At 53.4% G+C, this 26,201-nt stretch carries 20 protein-coding genes; 18 read left to right on the forward strand and 2 right to left on the reverse strand.

The window, feature by feature from the left end; translation table 11 throughout:
- The 6 genes from EYB31_RS10900 to EYB31_RS10925 all read left to right on the forward strand — a co-directional run bounded on the left by EYB31_RS10900 (position 1) and on the right by EYB31_RS10925 (position 7,393).
- Complete coding sequence (locus EYB31_RS10900; RefSeq protein WP_131013357.1) at positions 1-978, forward strand: ABC transporter permease; 978 nt, start codon at positions 1-3, stop codon at positions 976-978.
- A 12-nt stretch (positions 979-990) separates the two neighbouring features.
- Positions 991-1,866 carry a carbohydrate ABC transporter permease gene (locus EYB31_RS10905; RefSeq protein WP_131013358.1) on the forward strand — a complete coding sequence of 292 codons (876 nt, stop codon included), beginning with the start codon at positions 991-993 and terminating at the stop codon, positions 1,864-1,866.
- A gap of 30 nt (positions 1,867-1,896) precedes the next feature.
- Entirely contained in the window at positions 1,897-3,063 is a 1,167-nt protein-coding gene (locus EYB31_RS10910; protein WP_131013359.1) for an iron-containing alcohol dehydrogenase, read from the forward strand.
- Between the two features lie 12 nt (positions 3,064-3,075).
- On the forward strand, positions 3,076-4,167 hold the full coding sequence (locus EYB31_RS10915) for a sialidase family protein (protein ID WP_206105453.1): 1,092 nt from the start codon (positions 3,076-3,078) through the stop codon (positions 4,165-4,167).
- Positions 4,168-4,196: 29 nt separating this feature from the next.
- Positions 4,197-6,500: an MGH1-like glycoside hydrolase domain-containing protein gene (locus EYB31_RS10920; RefSeq protein WP_131013360.1), complete on the forward strand. Its 2,304-nt coding sequence runs from the start codon at positions 4,197-4,199 to the stop codon at positions 6,498-6,500.
- 404 nt (positions 6,501-6,904) lie between these two features.
- Positions 6,905-7,393: an 8-oxo-dGTP diphosphatase gene (locus EYB31_RS10925; protein ID WP_131013361.1), complete on the forward strand. Its 489-nt coding sequence runs from the start codon at positions 6,905-6,907 to the stop codon at positions 7,391-7,393.
- A gap of 981 nt (positions 7,394-8,374) precedes the next feature.
- Here the strand turns inward: EYB31_RS10925 and EYB31_RS10930 are convergent.
- The gene (locus EYB31_RS10930) at positions 8,375-9,289 is read right to left on the reverse strand and encodes a LysR family transcriptional regulator (RefSeq protein ID WP_131013362.1); all 915 of its coding nucleotides are present in this window, start codon (positions 9,287-9,289) and stop codon (positions 8,375-8,377) included.
- Positions 9,290-9,429: 140 nt separating this feature from the next.
- On the opposite strand from EYB31_RS10930, the gene EYB31_RS10935 reads away from it, so the two are divergent.
- The 10 genes from EYB31_RS10935 to EYB31_RS10980 all read left to right on the forward strand — a co-directional run bounded on the left by EYB31_RS10935 (position 9,430) and on the right by EYB31_RS10980 (position 21,964).
- On the forward strand, positions 9,430-10,914 hold the full coding sequence (locus tag EYB31_RS10935) for an SLC13 family permease (RefSeq protein ID WP_131013363.1): 1,485 nt from the start codon (positions 9,430-9,432) through the stop codon (positions 10,912-10,914).
- 63 nt (positions 10,915-10,977) lie between these two features.
- Positions 10,978-12,219 (forward strand): 2,3-bisphosphoglycerate-independent phosphoglycerate mutase, encoded by a 1,242-nt coding sequence (gene apgM / locus EYB31_RS10940; RefSeq protein WP_131013364.1) that lies wholly within the window; start codon positions 10,978-10,980, stop codon positions 12,217-12,219.
- 245 nt (positions 12,220-12,464) lie between these two features.
- On the forward strand, positions 12,465-13,568 hold the full coding sequence (locus EYB31_RS10945) for a Gfo/Idh/MocA family protein (RefSeq protein ID WP_131013365.1): 1,104 nt from the start codon (positions 12,465-12,467) through the stop codon (positions 13,566-13,568).
- A 206-nt stretch (positions 13,569-13,774) separates the two neighbouring features.
- Positions 13,775-14,581 carry a sugar phosphate isomerase/epimerase family protein gene (locus tag EYB31_RS10950; RefSeq protein WP_131013366.1) on the forward strand — a complete coding sequence of 269 codons (807 nt, stop codon included), beginning with the start codon at positions 13,775-13,777 and terminating at the stop codon, positions 14,579-14,581.
- A gap of 85 nt (positions 14,582-14,666) precedes the next feature.
- Positions 14,667-16,100 carry a sulfatase family protein gene (locus EYB31_RS10955; RefSeq protein WP_131013367.1) on the forward strand — a complete coding sequence of 478 codons (1,434 nt, stop codon included), beginning with the start codon at positions 14,667-14,669 and terminating at the stop codon, positions 16,098-16,100.
- A gap of 359 nt (positions 16,101-16,459) precedes the next feature.
- Positions 16,460-17,476: a Gfo/Idh/MocA family protein gene (locus EYB31_RS10960; protein ID WP_131013368.1), complete on the forward strand. Its 1,017-nt coding sequence runs from the start codon at positions 16,460-16,462 to the stop codon at positions 17,474-17,476.
- A 246-nt stretch (positions 17,477-17,722) separates the two neighbouring features.
- Positions 17,723-18,613 carry an AraC family transcriptional regulator gene (locus EYB31_RS10965; RefSeq protein WP_131013369.1) on the forward strand — a complete coding sequence of 297 codons (891 nt, stop codon included), beginning with the start codon at positions 17,723-17,725 and terminating at the stop codon, positions 18,611-18,613.
- A gap of 64 nt (positions 18,614-18,677) precedes the next feature.
- A complete protein-coding gene (locus EYB31_RS10970) occupies positions 18,678-19,613 on the forward strand; it encodes a carbohydrate ABC transporter permease (protein ID WP_165452335.1) in 936 nt (311 codons plus the stop codon).
- Between the two features lie 19 nt (positions 19,614-19,632).
- Entirely contained in the window at positions 19,633-20,454 is an 822-nt protein-coding gene (locus EYB31_RS10975; RefSeq protein WP_165452336.1) for a carbohydrate ABC transporter permease, read from the forward strand.
- 37 nt (positions 20,455-20,491) lie between these two features.
- Positions 20,492-21,964 (forward strand): ABC transporter substrate-binding protein, encoded by a 1,473-nt coding sequence (locus EYB31_RS10980; RefSeq protein ID WP_165452337.1) that lies wholly within the window; start codon positions 20,492-20,494, stop codon positions 21,962-21,964.
- Between the two features lie 553 nt (positions 21,965-22,517).
- Here EYB31_RS10980 and EYB31_RS10985 read toward each other — a convergent pair.
- Entirely contained in the window at positions 22,518-23,699 is a 1,182-nt protein-coding gene (locus tag EYB31_RS10985) for an alpha/beta hydrolase family protein (protein WP_131013373.1), read from the reverse strand.
- A 129-nt stretch (positions 23,700-23,828) separates the two neighbouring features.
- Here EYB31_RS10985 and EYB31_RS10990 point away from each other — a divergent pair, with 129 nt between their 5' ends.
- Both EYB31_RS10990 and EYB31_RS10995 read left to right on the forward strand, forming a co-directional pair.
- Positions 23,829-24,383 carry a PadR family transcriptional regulator gene (locus EYB31_RS10990; protein ID WP_240762305.1) on the forward strand — a complete coding sequence of 185 codons (555 nt, stop codon included), beginning with the start codon at positions 23,829-23,831 and terminating at the stop codon, positions 24,381-24,383.
- Positions 24,384-24,474: 91 nt separating this feature from the next.
- Positions 24,475-26,169 carry a methyl-accepting chemotaxis protein gene (locus tag EYB31_RS10995; RefSeq protein WP_165452338.1) on the forward strand — a complete coding sequence of 565 codons (1,695 nt, stop codon included), beginning with the start codon at positions 24,475-24,477 and terminating at the stop codon, positions 26,167-26,169.
- Positions 26,170-26,201: the final 32 nt, after the last annotated feature.

A 26,201-nucleotide genomic window follows, 5' to 3' on the forward strand; every position in this document is an offset into this window, starting at 1 on the left:
ATGGATATCAATCAGACGCACGCCGATTCTTTTCAAGCGGGATTGCTTAAGCGGACCGGAACCCGGAAAAAGCTGTGGCAGCAAATATGGGACGCCAAGCTGCTTTATCTGTTAGTTGTCCCGGGTCTGCTCCACCTGATGGTGTTTAAGCTCGCCCCGTTGTTTGGGCTGGTGATCGCCTTCGAAGATTACAACACATTTCAGGGCATACGGGGCAGCGATTGGGTCGGTCTGGAAAACTTTCGCTTGTTTTTGATAGACCCTTATTTTTTGGTGCTGCTGAAAAACACGCTGCTGCTGGCGATTTATAATCTGGCGTTTGGTTTTCCGATGCCGATTTTGTTTGCGCTGTTTTTAAACGAGGTTAGGCAGATGGCGATCAAACGTGTCGTCCAGTCGCTCAGCTTTTTCCCTTATTTTATTTCCTCCGCCGTGACGGTCAGCATTGTGTATACGTTTTTGTCGCCGCAAACCGGGATCGTCAACCGGCTGCTGGAAATGATCGGCGTGGAACCGGTATTTTTCATGGCGGAACCCGGCTGGTTTCGCAGCTTGTACGTCAGCTTGAACATCTGGCATTCCTTCGGTTACGCTTCGATCATCTATCTTGCGGCGATGACCGGCATCGACCCGCATCAATATGAGGCGGCGGAAATGGATGGAGCGAACCGCTGGCACAAAATGTTTTACATTACGCTGCCCTCGCTGTCGAATATTATTGTGGTTATGCTGATCATGAATATCGGCTCGTTCCTTTCGGTCGATCTGGATAAAGTGCTGCTTATGTACAATCCGAGCGTATACGAAACGGCCGACGTAATTCAAAGTTTCGTGTACCGTCAAGCATTTGCTTCGGGAGGATTTCCGAATTACAGCTTTGGCGCTGCGGTCGGACTGTTTCAATCGATTGTGGCGATGGTGCTTGTCGTCAGCGCCAACAAAATCTCCAAAAAATACTCCGAGTCGCGTTTGTTTTAAGGAGGACTCGTCATGCGCCAACGTAAATTATATGTGTTTGATTTCGTAAACAACGCGCTGCTGCTGCTGCTGGCGGCCGTGTGCGTATATCCGTTTTTTAATATTTTATCGGTTTCCTTAAGCGACGGGCTTGCCGTCATATCGGGCAAGGTATACGGCTGGCCGGTCGGTTTCAACATCGAGACGTACCGCTATATCCTTGGCAACCCGCGTCTTGGCATCACGACAGGGCTGCTTAATTCGCTGTTCTACACGGTGGCGGGAACGTTGATCGCCGTGACGCTGACGTTTATTACCGCTTACGCGTTGTCCCGCAAAAGGCTGAAGGGTCGTTATTACATCATGCTGCTGTTCCTGTTTACGTGGGTATTCGAGGCCGGTCTAATTCCGAACTACCTGGTGAATAACGCGCTTGGACTTGTCAATTCGCGTTGGGTGATGCTGATTCCGGGGGCGATCAACACGTTTCTGCTGATCATTACAAGGTCGTTTCTGGACGCCATTCCCGGCGAGCTGGAGGAATCGGCGTTTATCGACGGCGCCAACGATCTGCAAATGCTGGGACGCATCTTTTTCCCGTTGTCGACTCCGGTGCTGGCAACGATCAGCGTGTTTTACGCGGTATCGATTTGGAACGCGTTTATGGTGCCGCTTATTTATTTGCAGGACAGCAAGCTGCATCCGATTCAGCTTGTTTTGTACAAGTTGATCATTAAACGGGATGGCGGCACTTCATTTGAAAATTTGACCGTCAACGGGTTTCAGATTTTGCCCAACAATATCGAAGCCGCTACCATATTTCTTGCGATATTTCCGATATTGTTCGTATACCCGTTTGCGCAAAAGTATTTTACAAAAGGTATGCTTGTCGGCTCGTTAAAAGGATAAGCCGAATTACAAGAGGGGAGAACGGCGCAGATGAGTTTGTTTGAATTTCAGACGGCCGGTAAAATGGTGCTGGGAGCGCATGCCGCCGAGCAATGCGCCCCATATGTGAACAGACTGGGGGATGTCCGCTCGGCGCTCATCGTCTCCCAGCCTTCGATGCAGCGTTCGGGATTCGTCGATACGCTGACGCAGGCATTGGCGAAGGAGGGCATACACAGCGCCATGTATTGCGGCGTGTCGCCCGAGCCGACCGAACGGCAGCTGACGGACATCTACGAGCAGGCGGTTGCGGGAGCTGACTACGACGTAATGATTGGCGTCGGCGGGGGCAGCGTGCTGGACGCAACCAAGCTGCTTGCGGTGATGGCGACAAGCGGTATGGGCGTGCGAGATATGCTTGGAACGGGCCTGGTGCGGCAAAAGGGCATTCCGACGGTGCTGATCCCGACCACCTCGGGCACCGGCTCGGAAGTGACGCCCAACGCGATTGTCACGCTGCCGGAGGAGGAGCTGAAGCTGGCGGTGGTCAGTCCTTATTTGTACCCGCAGCTTGTGCTGCTTGATCCCGTGCTGACGCTTACGCTGCCCCAGCCGATTACGGCCGCGACGGGCATGGACGCGTTTACGCATTCGCTGGAATCGTACATATCGAACAAAGGGAACCCGCTCAGCGACATGTTTGCGCTGGAGTCGATCCGGCTGATTGCTGCAAGCCTTGAGGAGGCGTATGGCAATGGAACGTCATTGCCGGCAAGAGAACGGATGCTGCTTGGCTCGATGTACGGCGGCATGGCGTTATCGTGCTCCGGCACGGCCGCCGTGCATGCGCTGGCGTATCCGCTAGGCGGGAAATTCCACATCACGCATGGCGTAGCCAATTCGATGCTGCTGTCCCATGTGATGGAATTTAATTTTGATGCGATCGTAGATCGGTTGTCCGACGTCGCTGCGGCGATGAAGCTGCCGGAAGCGCAAGCCGGCTCGGCGCAGCGGGCGGCGGAAGCCGTTATCGGCAAAATTCGCAGCTGGACGGCAGATTTGCATATTCCGCAAAATTTACGGGAGTATGGAGTTCGAGAGGACGACATCGAAGTTTTGTCCGTGGCTGCGGCCAAAGTCACCCGTTTGCTGAACAACAATCCGAAGCAGGTCGGTATGGACGATATTCGCGCTCTATACCGCAAGCTGCTCGCATAAGGAGTGATTGATATGAACGTAAATAGAAACGATTTTAAACCGGTTGTGCCCCAAGACATGGAACATCTGACCGTTTACCGGAATGAGCGGGAATTCAGCTCATGGCCGTTTAACGCCGGGATGTGGAAAATAGCGGAAAACGATATATTGGTCGGTTTTATGAATATCGACTGCGATTATGCGAATCCAAAGCAGCTTGCGCACCGCAGGGTGGAGTTTTTCGGGCGGATCGCCACAGTAAGATCGCAGGACGGAGGGCGAACGTGGGGAATGCCGGAAACGCTGGCCGACAACATTGAAATCAACGAACAGCTGAATTTTGGAGCTTCGCCCGAAGTGGCGGGCGTTTCCTTCGGCGATCCCCGCACGCTGCTCAGTTGCTGGACGACGCCGAATTCCGGCGCTCCCGACGCGAAGGCATGGGTGAAGTTGTCCGGCGACGGCGGGCGCAGTTGGGGAGCCGCCGCTTTATTGCCGGCTTGCAACATCCCGCGTTTCCAAGGCAGGCCGTCGTATCTGGTCAGACCGGACGGCTCGGTGCTGCTGTTTCTTACGGCCAAACCGCAGCATAATCCGTACGACCGGCCTGTCGTTTACGGCTCTTATGACGGCGGGGTGAACTGGACGCTGCTTTCGTATATGCCGGCATCCGGCGAATACCGCGTAATTTGCCCTTCGCCGGTCATGCTTGCGGACGGCACGATTGTTGTCGCCGTGCGCTGCAAGTCATCTATGGAGGGAGCTTGGAGCGAGGTATACGTGTCCGAAGACGGCGGATTTACATGGCGTCTCCGCTCCCGAATCAACGAGCATGGCGATACGGTGCATTTGACGCTGCTGCAGGACGGACGGCTGCTTGCGGTATACGGGTACCGTATCCCGCCGTTTGGCATTCGCGCCAAAATCAGCGAAGACGAAGGGCGGACGTGGGGGCCGGAGCTGATCCTGCGCGACGACGGCGGCAGCAAAGATTTGGGATACCCGCGCACCGTTGAGGTTCGTCCGGGCGAAGTGCTGGCGACGTATTATTTTAACCGTAAAGACGACCCGATCCAGATGAACGGCGGCGTCCGCTATATCGGCGGCACGATTCTGAAGTTGTGACGCAATACGGACGGGAGGAGGGCTTCGCCATGCACATGCGGGAATTGCTTCAGGAGCTGCCCATCGATGCCGCGCTGGCCGGCGGCAAACGCAGCTTGCGCACAATGCCGAAGGCATGCCTGCTCGGTTCCACCGGAGCCAGGTTATGGGCCGATTTTTTGTGGCCGGCGCCCGGTTTCTCCGGGGCTATCGATTTTATTCATAAAATCAATCTGCCTTCCTTGTTTACGGTCCGCTGTGATGCGGTGCAAAGTTACGAGCCGCTGGAAATAAACTGGTATCCGAGCCGGATGACGATGCGGTTTGCCAGCGGGAAAGTGAAGTTTGAAGAAACAAAGTTTATTACGTGGGAAGACTGCGCCGTGTCCTGCCAGACATGGACCAATACCGGGAGTACCGACATCAAGCTTAGCTTGGTGCCGGAGGAACTTATGTTTACGCAACCGGCGGGTGATGCGGAGCGGGACGAATTGGCAGGGCCGCCGGACGGCGTTTTGACGGGTATATCGGGCGCATCGGATAACAATGGCACGCCTGTTGCAGCGGAGAAGCAGGATGTGCTGGATACACTGGCTGCACCCGGCCTACCCGGCGAATCCGGCGCTTACCGCTTGGGTTATCTCGAAGTGCCGCAGTACGATTATGCCGTAGCGGCGATGCTGAAAACAAGCCATCCCGCGTTGTACGGCGGCTTGACGCTGCGGCCGGGCGAAACTATCCGGCTGATCGTAGCTGCTTCGCTTGGCTTGCGCGGCGCGGATGAACCGGCCGAGCTGCAAAAGCGGCTTGACGTATTAGTCGCCCAACCGCAGGATCCGGCCGCCGTTATCGCCAAGCAGCAGCAGGCGTATCAGGCATGGTTTGACCGGGCGCCGTCGTTTGTGTGCAATGAGCCGCTGCTTAATACAACGTGGTCGTATCGCTGGTATGTGCTGCGGCATAATTTGGCCGACCCGCGCTGCGGCCGGCTGCAGCATCCGCTGTTTTACGAGGGCCGCTCCCACAAGATGAGCAAGACGCCGCTGGCGCCCAAAGGCTGGGAATTCAGCAAAATGATCCCGCTGACAGTGCCGCTGCACCTGCTGGAGTCGCGTTGGCACGCTGACGGCTCCACCAGCGAAGGGGCGATGCTGAATATGAAGGCAAGCCAGGATGCGGAAGGGTTTTACAACTGCCTGTTCGTCAACCAAACGCTTCATTCGTACGCCAATTTTATGGGCTGGGCCGTGTATCAGCATTATTTGGTATGCAAGGATATCGGGCTGGTCAAGACCATGCTCGAATCGCTGAAACGGCAGGTCGACGGCGAAGCGGCCAAGCTGGGCAATCCGGCTGACGGTCTGCTGACCGAATATACGCACAACCGTACGGGCAAGGAATACCAGCCGAGCTACTGGTATTTCCACGGTTACCCCGAGGATTGCAAAAATCCCGAGACGTTTACGCCGTTAAAACGCGTGGACCGCTCGGTTTATCATTATTTGAACAGTGTCGGCGTATCGCGTTTGTGCCGGGCCGCGGGGGACCCCGATGCGGAGCATTTCGAGCGGTTGGCGGAGCGGATTCAACATGATGTGCTGGATAAAATGTGGGATGAAGAGACGCGCTTTTTTTACGATTTGCATTACGAAACGGATGAGAAAGCGTGGGTGAAAAATATCGTCGGTTTTTATCCGTATTGGGCGCAAATGACCGGGGATCGCCATGCAGACGGGCTTCATCACGCTCTGACTGAAGGTGAGTTCGCGACCCCATGCCCGTTTCCTTCGGTCGCTGCGGATTGTCCCGTATACGCACCGGAAGGAGGGTGGCAGGGCCGCTTTTTCAAGGGAAGAAACGGCTGCGTTTGGGACGGCCCGACATGGCCGTACACCAACAGCATCGTATTGGATGCGCTGGCGCTCGCCGGTAAACGCGAAGGCGGACCGTGGGAGGAGGCGTTTGGCCGCCTGTTCCGCGAATATTCGCTGCTGCATTACCGGGGCAGGGAGCTCGGCGAGCCGTATTTGGTCGAGCATTACAGCAGCCAAACGGGAGAGCCGCTCAGCGACGAGGTCGACTACAATCATTCCTATTACATCGATTTGGTGATCCGCCATATCGCCGGCTTGCGCGTCGAAGAGGACCGGCTTGTTCTTGAGCCGGCAGACATCGGCTTGTCGTATTTCCGGCTTGACCGCATCCGTGCGGCCGGCCGCAGTATAAGCATCACGTACAATCGCGGGGACGACCCGGCTGCAGCCGGTTTGCCGGTGGGCTATCGGTTGTATGTCGACGGCGAACTGGCGCTGGAAAACGCCGGTTTGGCGGCAATGACCTACAGCTTGTCTTGAGAGCAGCCTCCGGCATCGCGCGCTTGTCTTCAGCTTCGCCATGGGCGGCGCATGATAAGCGAATTTCAGTTTTTCGGTTTTTACCCTGAATGGAGTAGGTTAACTTCAAACCGCATTGAGAAAAAAGCTTTTTAAAACTACGATGAATATGGTTAATCCGGGCGGTACAACTGATGGCGATCAGCTTTGTACCGTCTATTTTCTTTTTTGCCGCTCGTACAGGGGCATGAATTTCGGCGGTTTTGATCAACAAGCATGCGGCTGCTTGTTTTCTCGCGGACGAGCTTACGAGCGAGAATGACGGCATTGCGGCGAACAAATCCGTTTATGGTAGAATAGAACCGATAAGATCAGGTTTATTGCATCAGCGGCTGGAATTTTAGATGACAAAGGAGAATTGCCGTATGGCATCTGGGGACGTCAATAACATAAAAACAATGCTTTATACGATGTGCTTGGTGAGAAATAACGATCAGGTGCTGCTAATCAATCGTCCCAATGAACGCGGCTTTCCGGGGTGGATCGGTCCCGGTGGAAAAGTCGACTTCCCGGAAAGCTTGACGGAAGGGGCGGCGCGCGAAGTGTGGGAAGAGACGGGGCTGAGAGTCGGCCGGCTTGTTTACAAAGGGCTTGATGAATTTGTTGATCCCAAGCAGAACTGCCGATATATGGTGTTTAATTATTTGGCCGACTCCTTCGAGGGGGAGTTGCTGGAAAATCCGCCCGAAGGCGAATTGAAGTGGATTCCGATTAAGGAAGCGCTGGATTACCCGATGCAGTCGTGGTTTAAACGAAGATTTCCGCTGTTTTTTGAAGAGGGCACTTTTGAGATTTATGAAATATACGATCAAGCCGAGAAAGTAACGATAAAGGAATCGGTAAAGAAGTTATAGTTTTCGGATAACGGCTATTTGTTCCGGCAAAAGAACACGGAGTATGCGAATCGGTTCGCAGCAAGCAGGGGCGTTCGCTTATGTTGTCAGGATTTGCAGGAAGCAGGGGCGTTCGCCTAATGTCGTCAGGATAGCGGGGGGCAGGGAGCGTTCGCCTAATGTCGTCAGGATAGCGGGGGCAGCCGACGGCCACGCAGAGCCGCAAAGCGCGCTTGGGATTACGCACGTTGGAATCGCACGTGTTGGAATGATAAATGATGGCTGATATTCAGATCGCGTATTGGCTGAATTAGCGCAATCATATCGGGTTCACGGAGTAAACCGGAACTATTTAATGTTTGAACGCAGCAAACCGGAACCATAAAATGCTTGAACGCAGCAAATGAAGCGGTACTTAGACTTCGATTCGATTTTGATTAAAGTTGATCATTGGCTGTCTGTCTGTAACGGACATTATGCGTCGCTCTGGTTGGTCTTATGTATACAAACGTCATGCTCCGACGTTAACGGACCGGAGCGCACCTATTTGGCAAAAAAGTCAGGGTTATCATTTTTAACGGACCGGAGCGACTTTATTTGCCCAAAAAAGTCGGGGAAACCGCGATGATGGGCCGAATAAGAGCGCTGGTGTCCGTCGCATTGAGCAAACCTCAGATTTGGTATACATAGCAGCGCCCATGTCCATTAGAGAGGCAGCCCCTTCAACGTTGGGTGATGCACAATGAATCGACAGTCTCCCTCAGTTTGTTATCCATCCGGATGGTTCTATGTCCAGAACGAGTCGCGGCGCATAAAAGAAGCTTGATCATACCTGTGACGATTCCTGTGGCAATGGCGATACTGGGGGCCATCGGCTTCTTATCCTGACAACGTTGGACGTTCGCCCACTGGTCCAGTTGCTTCAAGCGGGGGGCATTAAAGAAATCAGAGGGACACCACCGATTGAAAAATAATTCGCGCACCAGTGGCGGTCTCCTTCCATTATGGAGTCTTGGCCGAGATCAGATGGGCGTCGACGTTATCAAGCATGTGAATGAACTGCGTTGCGGCTGGGGACAGGTGTTTGTTTTTATAGTGAACGTATTGGATGCCCCGGCGGAAGGCCGCATCCCGGAGCGGAATTTCGATCAGCAGGCCGCTTGCGATCTCGTGCTGCACGGCAAATTTGGATACTACGGAGATGCCAAGCCCATGGATGACGGCCTGCTTGATCGCCTCCAGGTTGCTGATTTCCATGAAACGGTTGAAGGTGACGCCAAACTGGCTGAACATCGTGTCAAGAAACGATCTTGTTGCCGATTTTTGCGGCTTGAGCAGCAGCGTTTCATTGGAGAAGTCCAGCACGGAGCAATCTTTTTTGCCGGCGGCAGGGTGGCTTGAAGGGGCGATAAGCACAAGCTCATCGCGGTAAAAGGTGCTGGAGTGAAATAACGTTTCGTCCACTTTAATATGATCGGACAAGACGAGAAACTCCAGCTTGTTTGTTTCCAGCATATAGATGAGCTGCTGCGATGATGTGATGTTCATGTTGATGTGAATGCCGGGATACCGTTTGTTGAAGCTGCTGAGCACCGCCGGAAGCAAATAGACGCCGACAAAGTTGCTGGAGCCAAACGACAAGGTACCCGTGCTTAAGCTTTCGGATTGCTTCAGATGCTCTTTCGCCTGCTGAAGCAAATTGACCATCTGTTCGGCGTAAGGCTTAAACAGCTTGCCATGGCTGGTGAGAAACAGTTTTTTGCCGATGCGGTCAAAGAGCGGGGTCCCCAGATCGTCTTCGAGGCTTTGAATTTGCATGCTGACAGCCGGCTGCGAGCAGTACAGCTTGTCGGCGGTTTCCGTAAAATTGAGGCATTCGGCCAAGGTTAAAAATGTATGGAGTTTGTTGATATTCATAAAACGACCTCATTTCGGCATACTCACAAATGAACTATAAGATTATCTTATGGTTACTGAAATTAAATCAAATTGTATTATAATCATACGCGACCTATAATGAAAGCGCAATCAAAAATATGTATTGGGAGGAAAGAAATATGGTTGAAAGGGGAACACCGCTAAGCGATTCTCCGCTGGAGCCTTCCGTCAAGAAAAAAAGCGGCACGGAAGCGTTTTTGAAGAAATGGGGCATCCCGATTGCGCTTATTGTAGGGCTCATTTTGTATTTCATGCCGACCCCGGCGGGAATGACCGTACCCGGTCAAAGGGCGCTTGGGATATTTACCGCCACATTGATTTTGTGGGTGGCGGGCTCGCTGCCGATTTATTTAACCTCGATGGTGGCGACCGTACTGCTGAGCGTAACGGGCACTTTTAAGGAAGAGGAAGCGCTCGGCATGCTGGGCAACGACGTCATCTGGCTGATGGTTTCCGCTTTTATTTTGACTTCGGCGATGATCAAGTCGAATTTGGCGCGGCGATTTGCGCTGTGGATGATTACGGCGTTTGGCAAAACGCCAAAAAGAACGCTGCTTGTGCTTGTGGCGCTCAACTTTATTTTGGCCTTTTTTGTTCCGTCGACGACAGCGAGGGCTACGCTGATGGTGCCGATCTGTATGATATTGCTGGAGGTATACAGAGCGGTGCCGGGCGAGAGCAACCTGGGCCGCATTATGATGCTGCAGGGAGTGCAAGCCGATGCCCTCGCTACTTCGGGCGTCATGACGGCGACCTCGGGCAACATTATCGCCGTCGGTTTTATTAACGAGCAGGCAGGCGGTTCGATCAGCTACATGACGTGGCTGCTAGCTTCCATGCCAACGGCGATTATTACGATGCTGCTCACATTCCTTATCGGTCTGAAGTTGTTCTCGTTTAAAGGCGAGGCGGCGTTCGAAGGCGTCATGTCCACACTGAAGGAGGAACTTGTCAAGCTGGGCCGGTTTAGCGTCATCGAAAAGAAGGCCTTGGGCATTTTCCTGCTGACCGTGGTTTTGTGGGCGACGGGGGACTACCATAAAAGCTGGTTTGGTTTTGAAATCGACGTATTTATGACGGCGATCATCGCCGCTATCTTGTGCCTGATGCCGAAGGTGGGGCTGCTCACTTGGAAAGAGGCCAATATCAAGTGGGATTTAATGATTTTTGCTGCAGGCGCTTATGCGGTGGGCAATGCGCTGGAGAAATCGAAGGGCGCGGAATGGGTGATCAAAAGCGTGGTAAAAGGGCTTGGCCTGGAGCATATGAGCCATGTTTGGGTATATGTACTGGTCGTATTTATCAGCATGTACAGCCACTTGATTTTTACGAGTAAAACGGTGCGCGTGACGATATTGATTCCGGCTTTTATCGCTTTGGCCAAATCGCTTGGCATGGATCCGGTCGCGCTGGCGCTTGCATCGGCGATGACGCTGACTTACACGATTACGCTGCCGCCGCATTCGAAGGTGAACACGATCTATTTTGCCACCGGTTACTTCAGCGTGCTTGATCAGGCCAAATATGCCGTCGTGACTTGTTTTATCGGGGCGACGCTAATCAGCCTGGCGATCTTTACATGGTTTAAAGTGCTGGGCATTTAGCCCAGCCAATGCATACGAAGCCAGTTTTTGCTGGCGCAAAAACTTTCAGGAGGAACTCACACCATGTACTACAAAAAAGCGATAGTGGCGATAGCCGACGGTCTGGGTGACCGGCCGCTTCCCGAGCTTGGGTTTAAGACGCCGCTGGAATATGCCGATACGCCGAATCTGGATAAGCTCGCGTTACAAGGCATCACCGGCATGATGGATTTGGTCGGACCCGGTATTCCGGTTGGCACCGATATGGGCCATATGGTGCTGTTCGGGTTCCAGCCCGGCGAATATCCGGGGCGCGGGCCGATTGAAGCGCTGGGCATCGGCATGGAGGTGCAGCACGGCGATATCGTGATCCGCTGCAATTTTGCCTCCGTTGATGAAAACGGCATTGTGTTGGACCGCCGAGCCGGCCGCATCCGCGACAATACGCGGGAGCTGGCGGAGGCGCTTGACGGGATGGTGCTGGAGGATGAGGTGGAAGTGTATTTCAAACCGGCCACCGAACACCGGGCGGTGCTGATTTTACGCGGCAGCGGGCTGAGCGACCGGATTAGCGATTCCGACCCGAAAGCCCCACACGAAGGCAAGCCGTATTACGACGTAGAGCCGCTAGACGAAACTGAGGAAGCGCAAAAAACGGCGTATTTCCTTAACCTGTTTCTGCAGCGTTCGCATGACATTTTATCAAGCCATCCTATTAACGGGCGGCGTGCCCTTGAAGGGTTGCCTCCGGCCAATTTCATATTGACCCGGGGCGCGGGACGGATGGCGAATTTGGAGCCGGTCGTGCGGCGACGGAATTTTAAAGGAAGCTGCATCGCGGGGGAAAGCACGGTGCTCGGAGTGGCGCATTTGGCCGGCTTTAAAGCCGTCACTTCAGAACGGATGACCGGCAATATGGACACGGATATCGATCTCAAAGCACAGCTGGCCTTGGAGGAAATTGCCGACAACGACCTCGTTTATGTGCACCTCAAGGCGCCCGATCTGAAAGGGCACGACAACAAGCCTTTTGAAAAAGCCCAGGCAATCGAGCTGTTTGACCGCATGGTAGGCTTGCTCGCAAAGCAATTACCGGCCGATACGTACCTTGCGATTGCCGCCGATCATTCGACGCCATGCGAGGTCGGCGAGCATACGGGCGAACCCGTCCCGATTCTGATCTACGGCCCCGGTATCCGCAGGGACAGGGTGTTTCAGTTTAACGAAATTGACTGCGCTCATGGCGGGTTGGGGCGTTTTCGCGGCCATGAATTCGTCGATACGCTGCACGGCTTGATGGGTTATGTGAAAAAACAAGGAAATTGAGCATCAAAAACGGTTGTATCGAATATAAGAGGTTAGTCAACCGATAGAAGCTTCCGGAACCACCTTTTAAGTGGGCCCGGAGGCTTTTTCATTTTTTCCAAAATACGGACGGAATCAGCCAGCAACATGTCGCAATCGGCAATGACCGGATGACTTGTTCATTTTAAGATAAAGTAGTGGAAAGGCAAAAAAGAAAGGTGGTGCAGTTCCTGCCCGGACTGGAGCCGGCATAAGGGAACGCGAAAATGGCGCTGAAAATCGGGATTGTCGGGATGAATGGAATTGGCATGCGGCATGCCGCTTGCTACGCAAAGGATCCGCTGGCTGAAGTGGTCGGCGTATGCGACGTGGTGAAGGAGAAAGCGGACAAGGCGGCGGAAACGTACGGGGTACGCGCTTACTACAGCCTCAAGGACATGCTGGAGAACGAACCGGATCTGCAAATTGTCGACGTTACAACCGGAGGCATCGAAAACGGCAGCTGGCACTTCGAGCCGGCGATGCAAGCGATCGCCGCAGGCAAACATGTGCTGGTGGAGAAGCCACTGTCCAGCGATATTCGCGAAGGCCGGGAGCTGGTGCGTTTTGCCGCAGAGAAAAATGTCTACCTGGGCTGCAACTTAAATCATTATTTCAGCGCACCGGCCGAAAGAGCCAAGCAATACATGAACTCCGGCGATATCGGCGAGGTCGTTTACTGTTTGCACAAAATGGGCTTTAACGGCGGCGAAGAGGTATATTCCCCACCGAAGACGATGAAAGATAAAGACCGTCCTTACTTCCATATGAAAGCGTTTTTAACACATCCGTTCAGCGTGATGCGGCATTTCTGCGGCGATATTACGCACATCCAAACATTTTCCAATCAGGCGGGTTTCCGTAAAAGTGCCGGTGATGTAACGGTATCGATCAACAGCATCCACGTTAAGTTCGCCAGCGGCGCGGCCGGATATTTGATCAGCCAGCGCGGTGATGCGCCATACGGATTAGGCGGCTGGTGGAGCATGGAAGTTGGCGGAACCAAGGGTACGTTCTGCATCGAAAACTGCGTAGAGAAAGTATCGTATTGGCGGGCCGGCAAAAGCATCCCGACCATCGGGGCGCATCCGGCTCCGGAAGTGACCGAATCGGGTGTGACCGATTTTAATACGACGTTTAACAACCGTTTGCATGCATTTCTTGAGGATATTACCAACGGCGTGCCACGCGAGCATATTCGCGCTTCGGGCCGGGACGCACTGGCCGTGCTGGAATACACCTTCGCGGCGATGGAGTCCTACGAGCAAGGCGGCATTGTCGTCCGTCCTCAGGCGTTGCCTGCGTTCCACGGCGATCCGCTCGTCATGTAAGCTGCGGCATCCGATCCAGACGACCGCGCGCGGCAAGTAAATATGGATAATACGGCGGCAGTTGCGAAGAACCGCCGGCTGCCGCCGGAAATTGCGGAATTCATGCGGACTTCCCTTTTACCCTCTGTATGCACGGAATGCATAGTCTGCCTGGGGAGCCGACGCTTCAATATAAGATAAGCGATTAAAAGGAGAGTGCAGTATATATGATTAAACTTGGCGTCAATTCCGTATTGTTCAAAGAATTCGATTTTGCCACGGCCGCCCGGCAAATTGCCCTTTGCGGTTACGATGGCATCGAAATTTCGGCGATTCAAGGGATGTGCGAGCATTTGGATCTTACCAAATGGAAGGAGCAGGCGGCGGAATTGAAAGCGATTGCCCAGCAAAACGGCTTATCTTTCCTTTCCATGGAATTTGGCAGCGTCAAAGACGAAGAGCGTCTGCTGGCCGCATTTGCCGCAGCTGCCGAAATCGGCATTCCGATCGTTAATATCGGACCGGGCGGGAAAACCGGCGTGGAGGAAGACGTTCAAACGTCCATCGCCATGCTGCAAAAAATGTCCGAAGCGGCGGCCTCCTACGGAGTTACCTTATGCGTGAAGGCGCATATCGGCAACGCGGTGCATGATACGCCAACAACGCTGCGGGCGATGTCGGAGGTCGCTTCGCCGGCTTTTGGCATCGATATGGATCCGAGCCATATTTACCGCGCCGGCGAAAATCCGGAGGAAGCGCTGCCGGCGGTCATCTCCCGCGTGAAGCATATCCACATCCGCGACTGCAAAGGCCGCGAGCAAGGTCCGGGACCGATTGAGCTGCAGGCTTGCGGACGCGGCGACATCGATCTGTTCGGCTACTGCAAGGCGATGACCGACAACGGCTACGACGGACCGGTTGTGCTGGAAGTGATCGGCGCGAAGCCGGAGCATTCGCTTGCTCAGGTATCCATTATCGCCGCCGAGACGTACGGTTATTTGAACGCCTGCCTGAAGCAGCTCGGCGCCAGATAAGGCGCCCGGCAGAGGCAGGCGCATAAGCATCGTCTATTTCGACTTGAAAATAAATTGTAAATATCGAAAGGAGAAACTGTCTCTCATGTCCGCAACTAAAAAAAACCTGATTGTATTAGGCATCGACAGCTTGCGCCGCGACCGGATGAGCTCCTACGGCTACGGTAAGCTGACTACGCCGCATATGGACCGCTTCGCCGCCGAAGGCGTATTGTTCGAGCAGCATTTCAGCCCCAGCATCCCGACGACTCCCGCTTACGCCAGCATGCTGACGGGGACGGATTGCTTTGGCACCGACGTTGTCGCATTGCGCCATCAAGGCCCGATGGGCGACCATGTGAAGACGCTGCCGGAGCTGCTCGCCGACAACGGCTACAACACAACTTGCGTTGGTTTTACGGGAAATCCTTCCTCGCGTGGGTTCCAAACTTACTTGGATTATGAAGCGTGGCTGCCAAACGAAGAAGGCAAATGTCCGAAAGCAGAAAATTTAAACGAAGTGACCATTCCCGAGCTGCAGCGTCTGGCAGCCGATGACAAGCCGTTTTTCCTGTTCTTGCGCCATATGGACCCGCATTCTCCGTATTTGCCGCCGCAGCCTTACGAGCGTATCTTTTACGGCGGGAATGAAAAAGACCCGTCCAATGCATCGATGGAGCCGGTGTACAACTTCAAGCCGTTTGCGGATTTCCTGAAATCGTGGATTCCCGCAGGCGTTACCGACGAGCAGTACGTCAGTGCGCAATACGACGGGGCTGTGGCTTATATGGATGCATGTATCCAGAACTTGCTGACCGCCGTTTCCGGGCTTGGCCTGGATGACAATACGCTGATTGTCATCACCGCCGACCACGGCGAAACGCTGTACGAGCATGACTGTTATTTTGACCATCACGGTTTGTACGACTGCACGCTTGTCGTTCCGCTGATCTTCAAAATGCCGGGTGTCGTGCCTGCGGGCAAGAGGGTGTCCGACACAACCGTGATCAGCGACATCATGCCGACCATTCTGGATATTCTCGGCTTTGAACAGCCGGAAGACTTGTCCGGCCGCAGCCTTGTGCCGTTAATGGCAGGCCAGCCGCAGCCGCGGATCAGCGAATTTTATATTACGGAATGCACATGGATGCGCAAGCATGGCTGGCGTACCCCGCATTGGAAGCTGATCCGTTCGCTGGAGCCGGATTTTCACAACAAGCCGTCGGTTGAGCTGTATAACCTGATCGAAGATCCCGAGGAAAACCGCAACGTGGCCGAGCAGGAGCCGGAACTCGTCGAGCTGCTGACCGCCAGAATGGAAGCGTATATCCAAAGAAGAGAGCAAGAAACCGGCCGGACGAATCCGATCTACACCAATCTGGATTGGCATGGCAAAGGTGGCGGCGCATTTGCTTCTTCGGAGCAGGCGTACGACGCGCTGTATATCGGCAATGTGTTTGCCGCTCGCGCGCTGCAGGCGAAAGAAGCAAAAGCGGCGGCCGAAGCGGAAGCGGCAGCAGCCGGGGAAACCGAAGAGTAAGATCCGGTCCCGGTTGAAGCGGGTAGGGCCGCGGCTAAAGCTGCAACAGCCACGAACGAAGCAGCGGAAGCGGCGGAGGTTGCGGCCTGCGCAGCGGAGGAATGAAGAAACAGAACGTGCACAACAGTTATCAGGCGCTCCTTGGAAAGGGGGCGCTTTTTATGAGAACAAAAACCCAAATGAAACCCAAGGCCGCATAGACCATGAATATGCGCCTAGCGGCATAAGTTTTCCGCCAGAATGATGGAATTTAAGGCCGAATAGACCATGAATTTGGCATGATCGGCAATGTGATAAGGAAGAGAAAGTAATAATATGATAACATAAAAGTAAGCGTTCCCAAGAAGGGAGAATGATCAATGATCCGTATTGCCGTCGTAGGCGTTAACAATATCGGCAAAACACATTGCAAATTTTATGCGCAGCACCCGGACACGGAGCTTGTCGCCGTGTGCGATCTGATGGAGGATCGCGTCCGCGAGGCGGCGGCCGCCTTTTCCGCAAAAGCTTATACCGACTTAAGAGAACTGCTGGACCGCGAGGACATCGACATGGTGTGCGTCGCTACCGGCGGCGAAGAAAAGGGCAGCCACCACTATGGGCCGGCGATGATCGCAATCGAAGCCGGCAAGGACGTGCTGGTGGAGAAGCCGATTTCCAACCGGGTCGAAGAAGCGCGGGAGATGGTGCGTGCGGCGCGCGAGAAAGGCGTCCGGCTGGCTTGCAACCTAAACCACCGGTTTACTCCGGCGGCGGAGAAAGCCAAGGAGCTGATCGGGCAAGGGAAACTCGGCGAAGCGCTGTTTTTGAACATGAGGCTGACGATACGCAATCCGGCCGATGCGACAGAATGGTTTCATATGCGCGCTCTGCACCCCCATTCAATTGACGTAATGCGTTACTTGTTCGGCGACATCCGCCGGGTACAGTCGTTTATGACCAAAGCGCCGGGGCGCAATACGTGGTCAACGGCCAGCGTCAACATGCAGTTTGCCAGCGGCGCTGTCGGCCACTTGACCGGCAGCTACGACATGTCGATGAAACATCCGATCGAATGGTGCGAAGCGGCGGGCACGTCAGGGCGGCTTGTGATCGACAATGTGTACGAAAGCATCGCTTATTATCCGCACGATTCTTTGGAAACGCTGGTTGTGCGCAACCCGATTTTTAACGGCATGCAAGGTTTTGACGATACGTTCCGCAACCGTATTGAGCGTTTTATCGCGCAAATCAAGCAAAACGTCGCCCCCGAACACATCGACGCATCCGGCATGGACGCGCTGGCGGCGCAGGAAGTGATTGAAGCGGCGATTGCCTCCCAGTTGTCCGGGGGAGCGCCGGTTGATGTGCCGACGATAAGCGGGTATAACGCGTAAGTGGGGTTCAGCCGACCGCCACGCAGAGCCGAAACACGCGGTTGGGATCGCGCACGTTGGAACATTTGTCATATTCGCTAGCTACGCAGACGGAGGTACCGGTTAAAGTGTCGCCAAACACTAGCGTCTGCGCTGCATAAGGGTTATTCCGATAGCACCGCGCCAAGCGGATTCGATGCGGAGTGAATGCAAGTGAAATAAACGGATCCATCTGCTACCCTGCCGAGGGAGGAGGTCGAGCTTTTTTTGGAAAGACAGCTGAACAGCAGCCAATACATGAAGGAAAAATTCCCTTTCTACATTAAACGTTTTTTCCACAATCATCACGACGTTCCCAAGCTGCACGGACACGACTTTGTCGAGCTTGTGTATGTTGTGCGCGGGGAAGCGCAACATGTGTTTGAGGGGGCTGTAAACGACATCCGTGCCGGCGATGTGTTTATTATCAACCCCGGCGAGGTGCACACGTATAAAATCAAGCCCGGCAAAAAACTCGAAATTATCAACTGCCTGTTTATGCCCGATCTGATCCAGGAATCGTGGCTTACCGATTTGGGCGTTTCGCATTCAATGGATTTCTACTACGTTCATCCGTTTCTTAATAAAAAAGAACGGTTCCACAGCCGTCTCAATTTGCGGGGGGCTGATGCCGACCGCGCGTTGTATATGCTGGAGCATATGATTGCCGAGCTGGAGAACCGCAACACGGGTTACGAAACGCTGCTGCGGCTGCAAATGATGGAGCTGCTTATTTTATTGTCCCGCTTCTACCGGACGTGCGACTTCCAGAACGTGAAGGAAACAAGCCGCGTTCATGCCAAGCAGCTGCTGATCCAGCGGATATGCGGTTACCTGGAAAGGTATTTTGACAAAAAGCTGTCCATTCCGGCCATTTGCGATTTGTTTGGCATCAGCGCACGCCAGCTGAACCGGGTGTTTAAAGAAGCGACCGGCATGACCGTGTTTGATATGGTGCACAAAATCCGGATCGAAAGGGCGAAGCATCTGCTGGCCGAAACGGACGAGAAGGTGATCGTTATCGCCGGTAAAGTCGGCTACGATGACCCGGCGTTTTTCAGCAGGCTGTTTCACCGCCAGGTCGGCTGTCCGCCGGGCAAATACAGGGAGACGGTTTGAAGCGGGGCCGGGAGTAGTCCCGGCTCTTGAGGCCCGCATTCACAGTGAAGGGAGCAAAGCGGCGATGAATCAGGAGATTCGGCTGCCGGCGGATGCCGAGCCCGGCGTTACGCGGATCAGGCGGAAATGGAAGCGGCATGTGAAAGCGTATTTGTTTCTGGTGCCGATTTTGCTGTCGATGGGGCTGTTTAAGTATGTCCCTTTTTTCACCGCGCTGCTGAAATCGTTTTATGAGTGGAACGGCGCGAACATCAACAAATTTATCGGCCTCGGCAATTTTGCCAAATTGTTCAGCGACCCGACGTTTTACGCGTCGTTTAAAAATATCGGCTTATTCACAGGCAGCTTTGTGCTGATCCAGCTCATTTTTCCGCTGCTTGCCGCAGTGGCCGTATACCATATGTCCCACAAAAAAACGCAAAACATCTACAAAGCGTTGTTTCTGGTGCCGATGGTCGTGCCTCATATCATTATTTATTTGATGTGGAGGTGGATTTACCGGGGGGAAGGGCTGCTGAACAATTTGCTGACGGCGGTTGGTTTGGAGTCGTGGACCGGATCGTGGCTGGGCGATAGCGGCACCGCATTGTGGTCGATCGTCTTTGTCGGGTTTCCGTGGGTGTCCGGTATTTACTTTTTGATCTATTTGGCCGGGCTTGGAGGCATTGGGCAGGAGATGTTCGAGGTCGGCCGGCTGGAGGGCATGAACGTCTGGCAGCGCCTGAGATATATTGAGCTGCCGATGCTCAAAGGACAAATACGTATTGTCGTCATTCTGGCATTTATCAATCAGTTTCAAAGCTTCGAGAATGTGCTTGTACTGACCAACGGCGGACCTGGCTTCTCCACGTTGACCCCGGCGCTGTATTTGTACAAAAAAGGCTTCGAATACAATGAGCTGGGTTACGCTTCGGCGATTGGGGTCGTTGTGTTTATCGTGCTTGTCGCCTTCACCGCCGTTATGAATAAACTGATCGCTTCGGCCGATAAAATCGACTGAGGAAAAGGAGGGATACGGTTTGCGCAAAATATCGTATGCGGGCTGTCTGAACGTCGCCGGATTAACTTTATTGCTCGGACTGACGCTGCTGCCGTTTTATTTGCTGCTCATTACCTCCTTGAAATACGAGGATCAGATCATTCACCAGTTCTGGGTTCCGTCATTCCCGCTGCACATCGGCAATTACGCCGCCGCATTCAAACAAATATGGCCTTTCATCTACAATTCCGTTCTGATTACAGCCGGGATTATTGTCTGTGTGCTGATCAACTCGCTGCTGGCGGCCTATGCGTTTGCGAGGTATTCTTTCTTCGGCAAAACGGTGCTGTATTACGTGATCATCATGCTGCTGATGGTGCCGGGTTTTCTGCTGCTCATCCCGCAGTTTATTTTGTTTAAGCAGCTTGGCCTGATCAACACATATTGGGCGCAAATATTCGGCCCGATGGCCGGCGCGTCGGCGATGGCCACGATGCTCGTTCGCACGTTTTTTGAAGGGTTGTCTTCCAGTCTGATGGAGTCGGCGGAAATGGAGGGAGCGGGCGATTTGACGATATTAACCCGCATTGTCGTGCCGCTGTCCGTTCCGATCATCTCTACCGTAGCGATTATCAATGCGCTGCTGGGCTGGAACAATTACATTTGGCCGCTTGTCATCACGTCGGGAGATAAGGTGAGGCCGATCATATTGGCGTTGTCTAATGTCAGAGGTCCGCTGGATCAAGTGCAGGGCATGCAGTTTGCCGGATACGTCATCGCTTCGCTGCCATTGCTGCTGCTGTTTACGCTGGCGACAAGATCGTTTATTTCCGGCATTACCGCCGGAGCAGTCAAAGGTTGAGCGGGTTGTTTGCTTAAGGAAACTTGTGGGGAGGTCTATGATGAAAAACATAATGAAACCGGCCGCGCTGCTGGTGCTTGCGGGTATGGGAGCGCTGGCGCTTGCCGGATGCAGCCCGTCTTCAGGGCCCGATGCGGCGGCGGACGGCAAAGGCGGGACAGAAGCGAAGGCGGGCAAACCTGTTGAGCTGAACGTGATGGTCATGCAGGAGAACAACGGGGACGAGACGGAAAAACAAGCATGGGAAAGCATCGTCAAATCGTACACGGAAAGCCACCCGGGCGTAAAAATCAATTTGCAGCTGCAAAATTTCCCCGGCGTCGAGCAGCATCGGACATGGGTGACAACACAGCTGATCGGCGGCACGGCGCCGGATATTTTTACGACCCGTTATATTTGGGACCAGGAAGATTTAAAGAAAGGGCTGCTGGTTGACCTTACCTCGTATTATAAGCAAAAAAACGATTACACCGACGGCAAGACGTGGGAGGACATATTTCCCAAGCCGGTATTAAAGCAGCTGATCGGCGACGATCAGACGTATGCCAGCGTTCCCAGTTATGTCAACTCTGTTCGCGTGTTGTACAACAAGGATTTGTTTACGCAGGCGGGGATTTCGAGTATTCCGAAAACGTGGAACGAATTTATGGCCGCTCAGGAAAAGCTGAAAAACATCGGCGTTGTGCCGTTTGCTTTTCCGAATTCCAAGCCGGGAGATTACAACTACAGCTGGTCGACGCGGATTTTGACCGAAGAGCTGATCGCCGGTTCCTACGACAAGCTGGATACGAACAAAAACGGCGTTATCGAAATCAACGAATATGCCCGCGGGGTCGATCAGGGTGTCATCGACATCGAGAAGTCGCCTTATAAAGATGTATTTCCGATTTTGAAGGAATGGAGCAAATATTGGCCCAAAGGTTTTAACGGCCTCGATTTCGATTCGGCCGGCGATCTGTTCCTGCGCGGCAAAGCGGCGATGGTGATGCGGACCGGCGCGCAAAGCAAGGTGCTCTACGAATCGAGCGCGCGCAAATTCGAGATGGCCGCGTTTCCGCTGCCGTATTTGACCAAGGAGAACCATCCCGACGCCGTAGGCAAGCTGATGGAAATCGGTGGTGTGCCTGCCGGCAACATGGCAATTCCAAAGACGATCGCGCCGGAGAAAATGAGCGCGGCGGTTGATTTTCTCGCCTACACGACTTCACCCAAAGTGCAAGGCCTGCTCGGCGAAAAGCTGTACCGGACGCCGGTCATCTCGAATGCCGCCCTGCCGGATAAGCTGCAGGGCTTCCAATTCGTCGGAGAAACGATGCAGCTCAACATTTATGCCGGCGAAGTCGACAAAAACGTCACCGAAAACAACCAGAAGCTCGGCCAGCTGTATTTGGAAGGCTCGACTCCGCTGGAGAAATACGTCGGCGATTTGAAGAAGATGATGGTTGAAGGCGTGAAGAAAAAGATGGAAGAGAACAAATGGAGCAAGGATAATAATTATGGGTTGAAGTAGGCGGGCCGGTGAACGGCCGCTCTGTTATGACGGCAGTCCGGGACTTTATCCGCGTCCGGGGCTGCCGCTGCGTGTTTTACACCCATTCTAAGTGCGCTCTAGGTCATTATTCATGTCTCGGAATCAAGCATAATGAAATATTCGGATAGGTGTGTCGTCCGCGTTTTGAATTCACCGCTAACCGGTTTGCTGTATCGGACTAAACTGCCGTGGTCCAAGGCTAACGGTCAGGGACGCGCTTATTTGGCTAAAAAGTCGAGGTTATCATTTTTAACGGACAGGGCCGACCTTATTGGCCCAAAAAGTCAGAGAAACCGCGGTGCTAGGCTAAATAAGGTCATCGGTGTCCATTACATTTGGCAAACCTCTGATTTTGTTTGAATTGCAGCGTTCCCGTCCGTTAGAGGGGCTTGACTGATTCTATGTTGGGATATGCACATTGAATCGATAATCTCCGAGGTCCGTTAAAGTGAATTAGGTGTATCCGCCCACTCATCAACTCTCTGAAAGAACGTTAATTCAGGATAACCTTCATCATGTGAGACCACACCGATTAACGTACACCCAGCGCCCGGTCCAGCCACTCAAACATGCGATGGTTGAACAACTGCAGCGCGCCAAAGTGACAATGCTCCTCCGCGCCTTCCTCCGCGGTAAACCTCATGAACGTTTTCGGACACTGCAGTGCCTCGTAAAGCTTTGCGGGCTGTCCGGCAAAAAAGTGATCGTCTTCGGCTTCGCATACAAGCGTAGGGCAAACGATCCGCTGCGCAATGCCTTCCAGCGAGCAAGGTTCGGTTTTGTCCACTAATTCTTCGATACTTTCCGCCCCAAATGTAAACATGCCATTTTCCACAGCCCAGCGCACGCCGGTATGCTGCTTCATCACATGACCAATTACCGCCGATAAATCCGCATGTTCTTTGCCCTGCATAAAAGGCCGCCCCATTTCGCTGAACCGGAACGTATACAGACCGTCGTTGGCAATACATGCCGCAAGCCGATGCTCGAATGCCGCCGCGCGTGGAGCCAGATAACCGCCAAAGCTGATGCCCATCAGCGCAATTTGCTGCGGATCGATATCCGGGCGGGTCAGCGCATAATCGACGACCGGCGTGACGACATGCTCCCAATCGTGCCGGAACGGCAAACCCTGCAGCCGAATGGCCGATCCTTGGCCCGGGCCTTCGAACGTCAGGCAGTTATATCCGCGCTGCAGTGCGGCGGCTGCTCCTCCCAAATACAATTCCTCGCCTGTCGAATCGTAACCTCCGTGGATAATGAGCGTCGGGCGGGGCATGCCTGAATTGTCCACTTTATAGAAATATCCGGTCAGATGTGTGCCTTCGTAAGGAATGTCGATGAGCTCGATCGGCGTATCCATCAGCTTCCCGGCTTCTCTGAACGTATGGCGGCTCGCTTCCCACGTTTCCAAAATCCGCGGATCTTTGCGATCGCCGTGGAGAAAAAATTCCGCCGTGCGGTAGTAATTGGAGGCGCGCATATAAGCTTCACGCGCGCTAACCCGCTGACCCGAGGCGAGCGCCGAGTCTGCAAGCGCGTGAATGCGCCGTGCCGTCGCCGTCCACTCCGCGTACCAGCTTTCGAAATCGCCTTCCTTGATCCGGTAGGCGGTGGAAAAGCATTCGCCCAGATCGGCTCCACCGTATGTGGCGTAGCTGGCAGTACGCAATAATTCGAATGAAAATGTTTGATCCTTAAATACGAGCTGCATGATGAATCGCTCCTTTAAGATAAGTTGTTTTTGATTTTTCAATAGGTTAATATTAACTTATACTAAACATGGTTATATGTCAATAATATCATATGTTAAAAATAACTTATTTTTTTTAATGGAGGAGTAATGATGAATTCCACTCAGTATGTACTACTTAGTTTATTGGCCCGCGAGCCGTTAAGCGGATACGACATGAAGCAGCAGGTGGACGGCAGAATCAGCTTTTTCTATAAAATGAACAACAACCAGCTGTATCCGTCGCTTTCCAAGCTGGAAGCCGATGGATTGATCCGGCTTCAATCACATGAGAAAGAATCGTACCGGCCAACCAAAAAGGTGTATGCCATTACGGATGAAGGGCTTGCCTGCCTGAAAGCTTGGGTCACGGAACCAAGCGAACCGGAAGCCTGGGACGAGTTTTTGCTGAAGCAATACAGCTCGTGGCTGGTGGAGCCGGATGTTCTTATTTCTATTTTGGAGACGAGGCGTCGTGAACATGAGGAACGTTTGAACGGTTATAAGGAGAAGGTGGCCGCGTTCCGCGAGCAATATGAGCCTTTGAGCAGCGATCATCCTTTTTTCTCAACGGTGGCGGTTATCGAGATGGGCATCGGCTTCGAGCGCAGTTATATTGAATGGTGCAGCAATATGATCGGATGGCTCAAGGAGAACCGCATTTAACTGATTGCCCTGCCGTTTTGCGGCCCTCCTGTCGGTTGGTATGATTTGGCGCTATAATAAGCTGAGGACTACATATATAGGGGGAGAAAATATGAATCTCAGCATCCGCTGGAAAATGATGATCTTGTTTAATCTGCTGCTGATTGCCAGCATCGTGTCTATGGGGCTGTATGCGACGATCAACATGGAGAACGAAGTGGGTCTTCTTGTGCAAAAGCAGCTCGAGACCAGCATGTCTGTCGGCAAACAATTGCTGAACGAAGACATGCCGGGAGAATGGAACGTAAAAGACGGCAAGCTGTACAAGGGCGCGCAGCAGCTGAACGATTCTTTTGCTTTTGTGGATAAGCTGGCGAAGCTGCTTGGCAAGGACGCCACGGTTACGTTGTTTCAGGGAGATACCCGCGTATCGACCAATGTGATGAAAGAAGGAAGTCGGGCTGTCGGCACTCAGGTGTCCGATCAGGTAAAGCAGGTCGCATTGACGCAAGGACAGACGTTCCAAGGCATTGCCGATGTTTTGGGAACTAAATATTATGCGATTTACGATCCGATCACCGGCGGAAAAGGGGATGTGATCGGGATTTTTTATATCGGTATTCCGGCCAAATCTTATGATGAGGCGGCAACCCATTTCCGGACGAAGGTGATCGGTTTTGGCATGCCGTTTATTGTTGTTTTTATCGCGGCGATCTGGCTTGTTACGAGCCGGCTGGCAGGTTCGATCGTCAAGGTTGCCTCCGCCGCTGTGCAAGTATCGGAAGGGGACCTGCGTGCGGAAGTGCCGCAGGCGAAGGTGAAAGATGAGGTCGGAAAGCTGCAAAACGCCATAAGAACGATGATTGCCAAGCTTCGGGAAATCGTCAGCCAAGTTGAGTTGTCGGCGGAGCATGTCGTCGTTTCGTCCAAGCAGTTGTCGGCTAGCGCAGACCAAACGAAAACGGCAACTTTAGAAGTCACGCAAACGATTCAGCAACTGGCCAGCGGTGCGGAAAATCAGGTTCAGGTTGCCGAGGAAAGCGCACGGGCGATGGAAGAAATGGCGGCAGGCATTCAAAAAATCGCGGAATCGACCTCCTACGTTTTCGAAGCGTCGCATGGACTTGCGAAGCAAGCGGAGCATGGCAATGAGTCCGTGCAGACAGCCGTCTCGCAAATGGAAGTGATGAACGGTTCGATTCGCAAAGTGGCGGAGGCAATCGATGAAGTCAACGTACGTTCGGAATCGATTGAGCAGCTGGCCGAGCTGATTAAGGGTATATCCATGCAGACGAACCTGCTTGCGCTGAATGCTTCCATCGAAGCGGCCCGCGCCGGCGAGCACGGTAGAGGATTCGCGGTTGTCGCCGCGGAGGTTCGCAAGCTGGCCGAGCAATCGGGCGAGCAGGCCGTGCAAATTGCCGCACTGATCGAACAGATGCAGACAGCTTCTCGCCAGGCTTCCGATTCGATGGCCTCAGGTATTGGGGAAGTGGAGAAAAGCGTTGCTTTTGTAGATGAAGCGGGACAATTGTTTGGCCATATCGTGCGGACGATTCAAATGGTGTCAGAGCAGATGCAGGAAGTGTCCGCAGCTTCTCAGCAGATGTCTGCCGGAACGGAGGAAGTTGCTGCCGCCATTTCGGAAATTTCCCGCATTGCCCGCAGCTCCGCAAACGGCATTCAGACCGTGGCCGGCGCTTCCGAGGAGCAGCTTGCCTCCATGGATGAGATTGCGCACGCCACCCATTCCTTAAATAAAATGTCCGAGCAGCTGAATGAATTGGTCAGCACCTTTAAGTTGTAGCCGCTGTGCTCTTGCGTCCCTATGTCCCTTTG

The organism is Paenibacillus thalictri (assembly GCF_004307995.1).
GTDB classification, from domain to species: domain Bacteria; phylum Bacillota; class Bacilli; order Paenibacillales; family NBRC-103111; genus Paenibacillus_AF; species Paenibacillus_AF thalictri.

Coding starts and splice junctions, on each gene's coding strand:
- EYB31_RS10900 (WP_131013357.1), top strand. CDS start 1: ATGGATATCAATCAGACGCACGCCGATTCTTTTCAAGCGGGATTGCTT.
- EYB31_RS10905 (WP_131013358.1), top strand. CDS start 991: ATGCGCCAACGTAAATTATATGTGTTTGATTTCGTAAACAACGCGCTG.
- EYB31_RS10910 (WP_131013359.1), top strand. CDS start 1,897: ATGAGTTTGTTTGAATTTCAGACGGCCGGTAAAATGGTGCTGGGAGCG.
- EYB31_RS10915 (WP_206105453.1), top strand. CDS start 3,076: ATGAACGTAAATAGAAACGATTTTAAACCGGTTGTGCCCCAAGACATG.
- EYB31_RS10920 (WP_131013360.1), top strand. CDS start 4,197: ATGCACATGCGGGAATTGCTTCAGGAGCTGCCCATCGATGCCGCGCTG.
- EYB31_RS10925 (WP_131013361.1), top strand. CDS start 6,905: ATGGCATCTGGGGACGTCAATAACATAAAAACAATGCTTTATACGATG.
- EYB31_RS10930 (WP_131013362.1), bottom strand. CDS start 9,289: ATGAATATCAACAAACTCCATACATTTTTAACCTTGGCCGAATGCCTC.
- EYB31_RS10935 (WP_131013363.1), top strand. CDS start 9,430: ATGGTTGAAAGGGGAACACCGCTAAGCGATTCTCCGCTGGAGCCTTCC.
- apgM (WP_131013364.1), top strand. CDS start 10,978: ATGTACTACAAAAAAGCGATAGTGGCGATAGCCGACGGTCTGGGTGAC.
- EYB31_RS10945 (WP_131013365.1), top strand. CDS start 12,465: ATGGCGCTGAAAATCGGGATTGTCGGGATGAATGGAATTGGCATGCGG.
- EYB31_RS10950 (WP_131013366.1), top strand. CDS start 13,775: ATGATTAAACTTGGCGTCAATTCCGTATTGTTCAAAGAATTCGATTTT.
- EYB31_RS10955 (WP_131013367.1), top strand. CDS start 14,667: ATGTCCGCAACTAAAAAAAACCTGATTGTATTAGGCATCGACAGCTTG.
- EYB31_RS10960 (WP_131013368.1), top strand. CDS start 16,460: ATGATCCGTATTGCCGTCGTAGGCGTTAACAATATCGGCAAAACACAT.
- EYB31_RS10970 (WP_165452335.1), top strand. CDS start 18,678: ATGAATCAGGAGATTCGGCTGCCGGCGGATGCCGAGCCCGGCGTTACG.
- EYB31_RS10980 (WP_165452337.1), top strand. CDS start 20,492: ATGATGAAAAACATAATGAAACCGGCCGCGCTGCTGGTGCTTGCGGGT.
- EYB31_RS10985 (WP_131013373.1), bottom strand. CDS start 23,699: ATGCAGCTCGTATTTAAGGATCAAACATTTTCATTCGAATTATTGCGT.
- EYB31_RS10990 (WP_240762305.1), top strand. CDS start 23,829: ATGATGAATTCCACTCAGTATGTACTACTTAGTTTATTGGCCCGCGAG.
- EYB31_RS10995 (WP_165452338.1), top strand. CDS start 24,475: ATGAATCTCAGCATCCGCTGGAAAATGATGATCTTGTTTAATCTGCTG.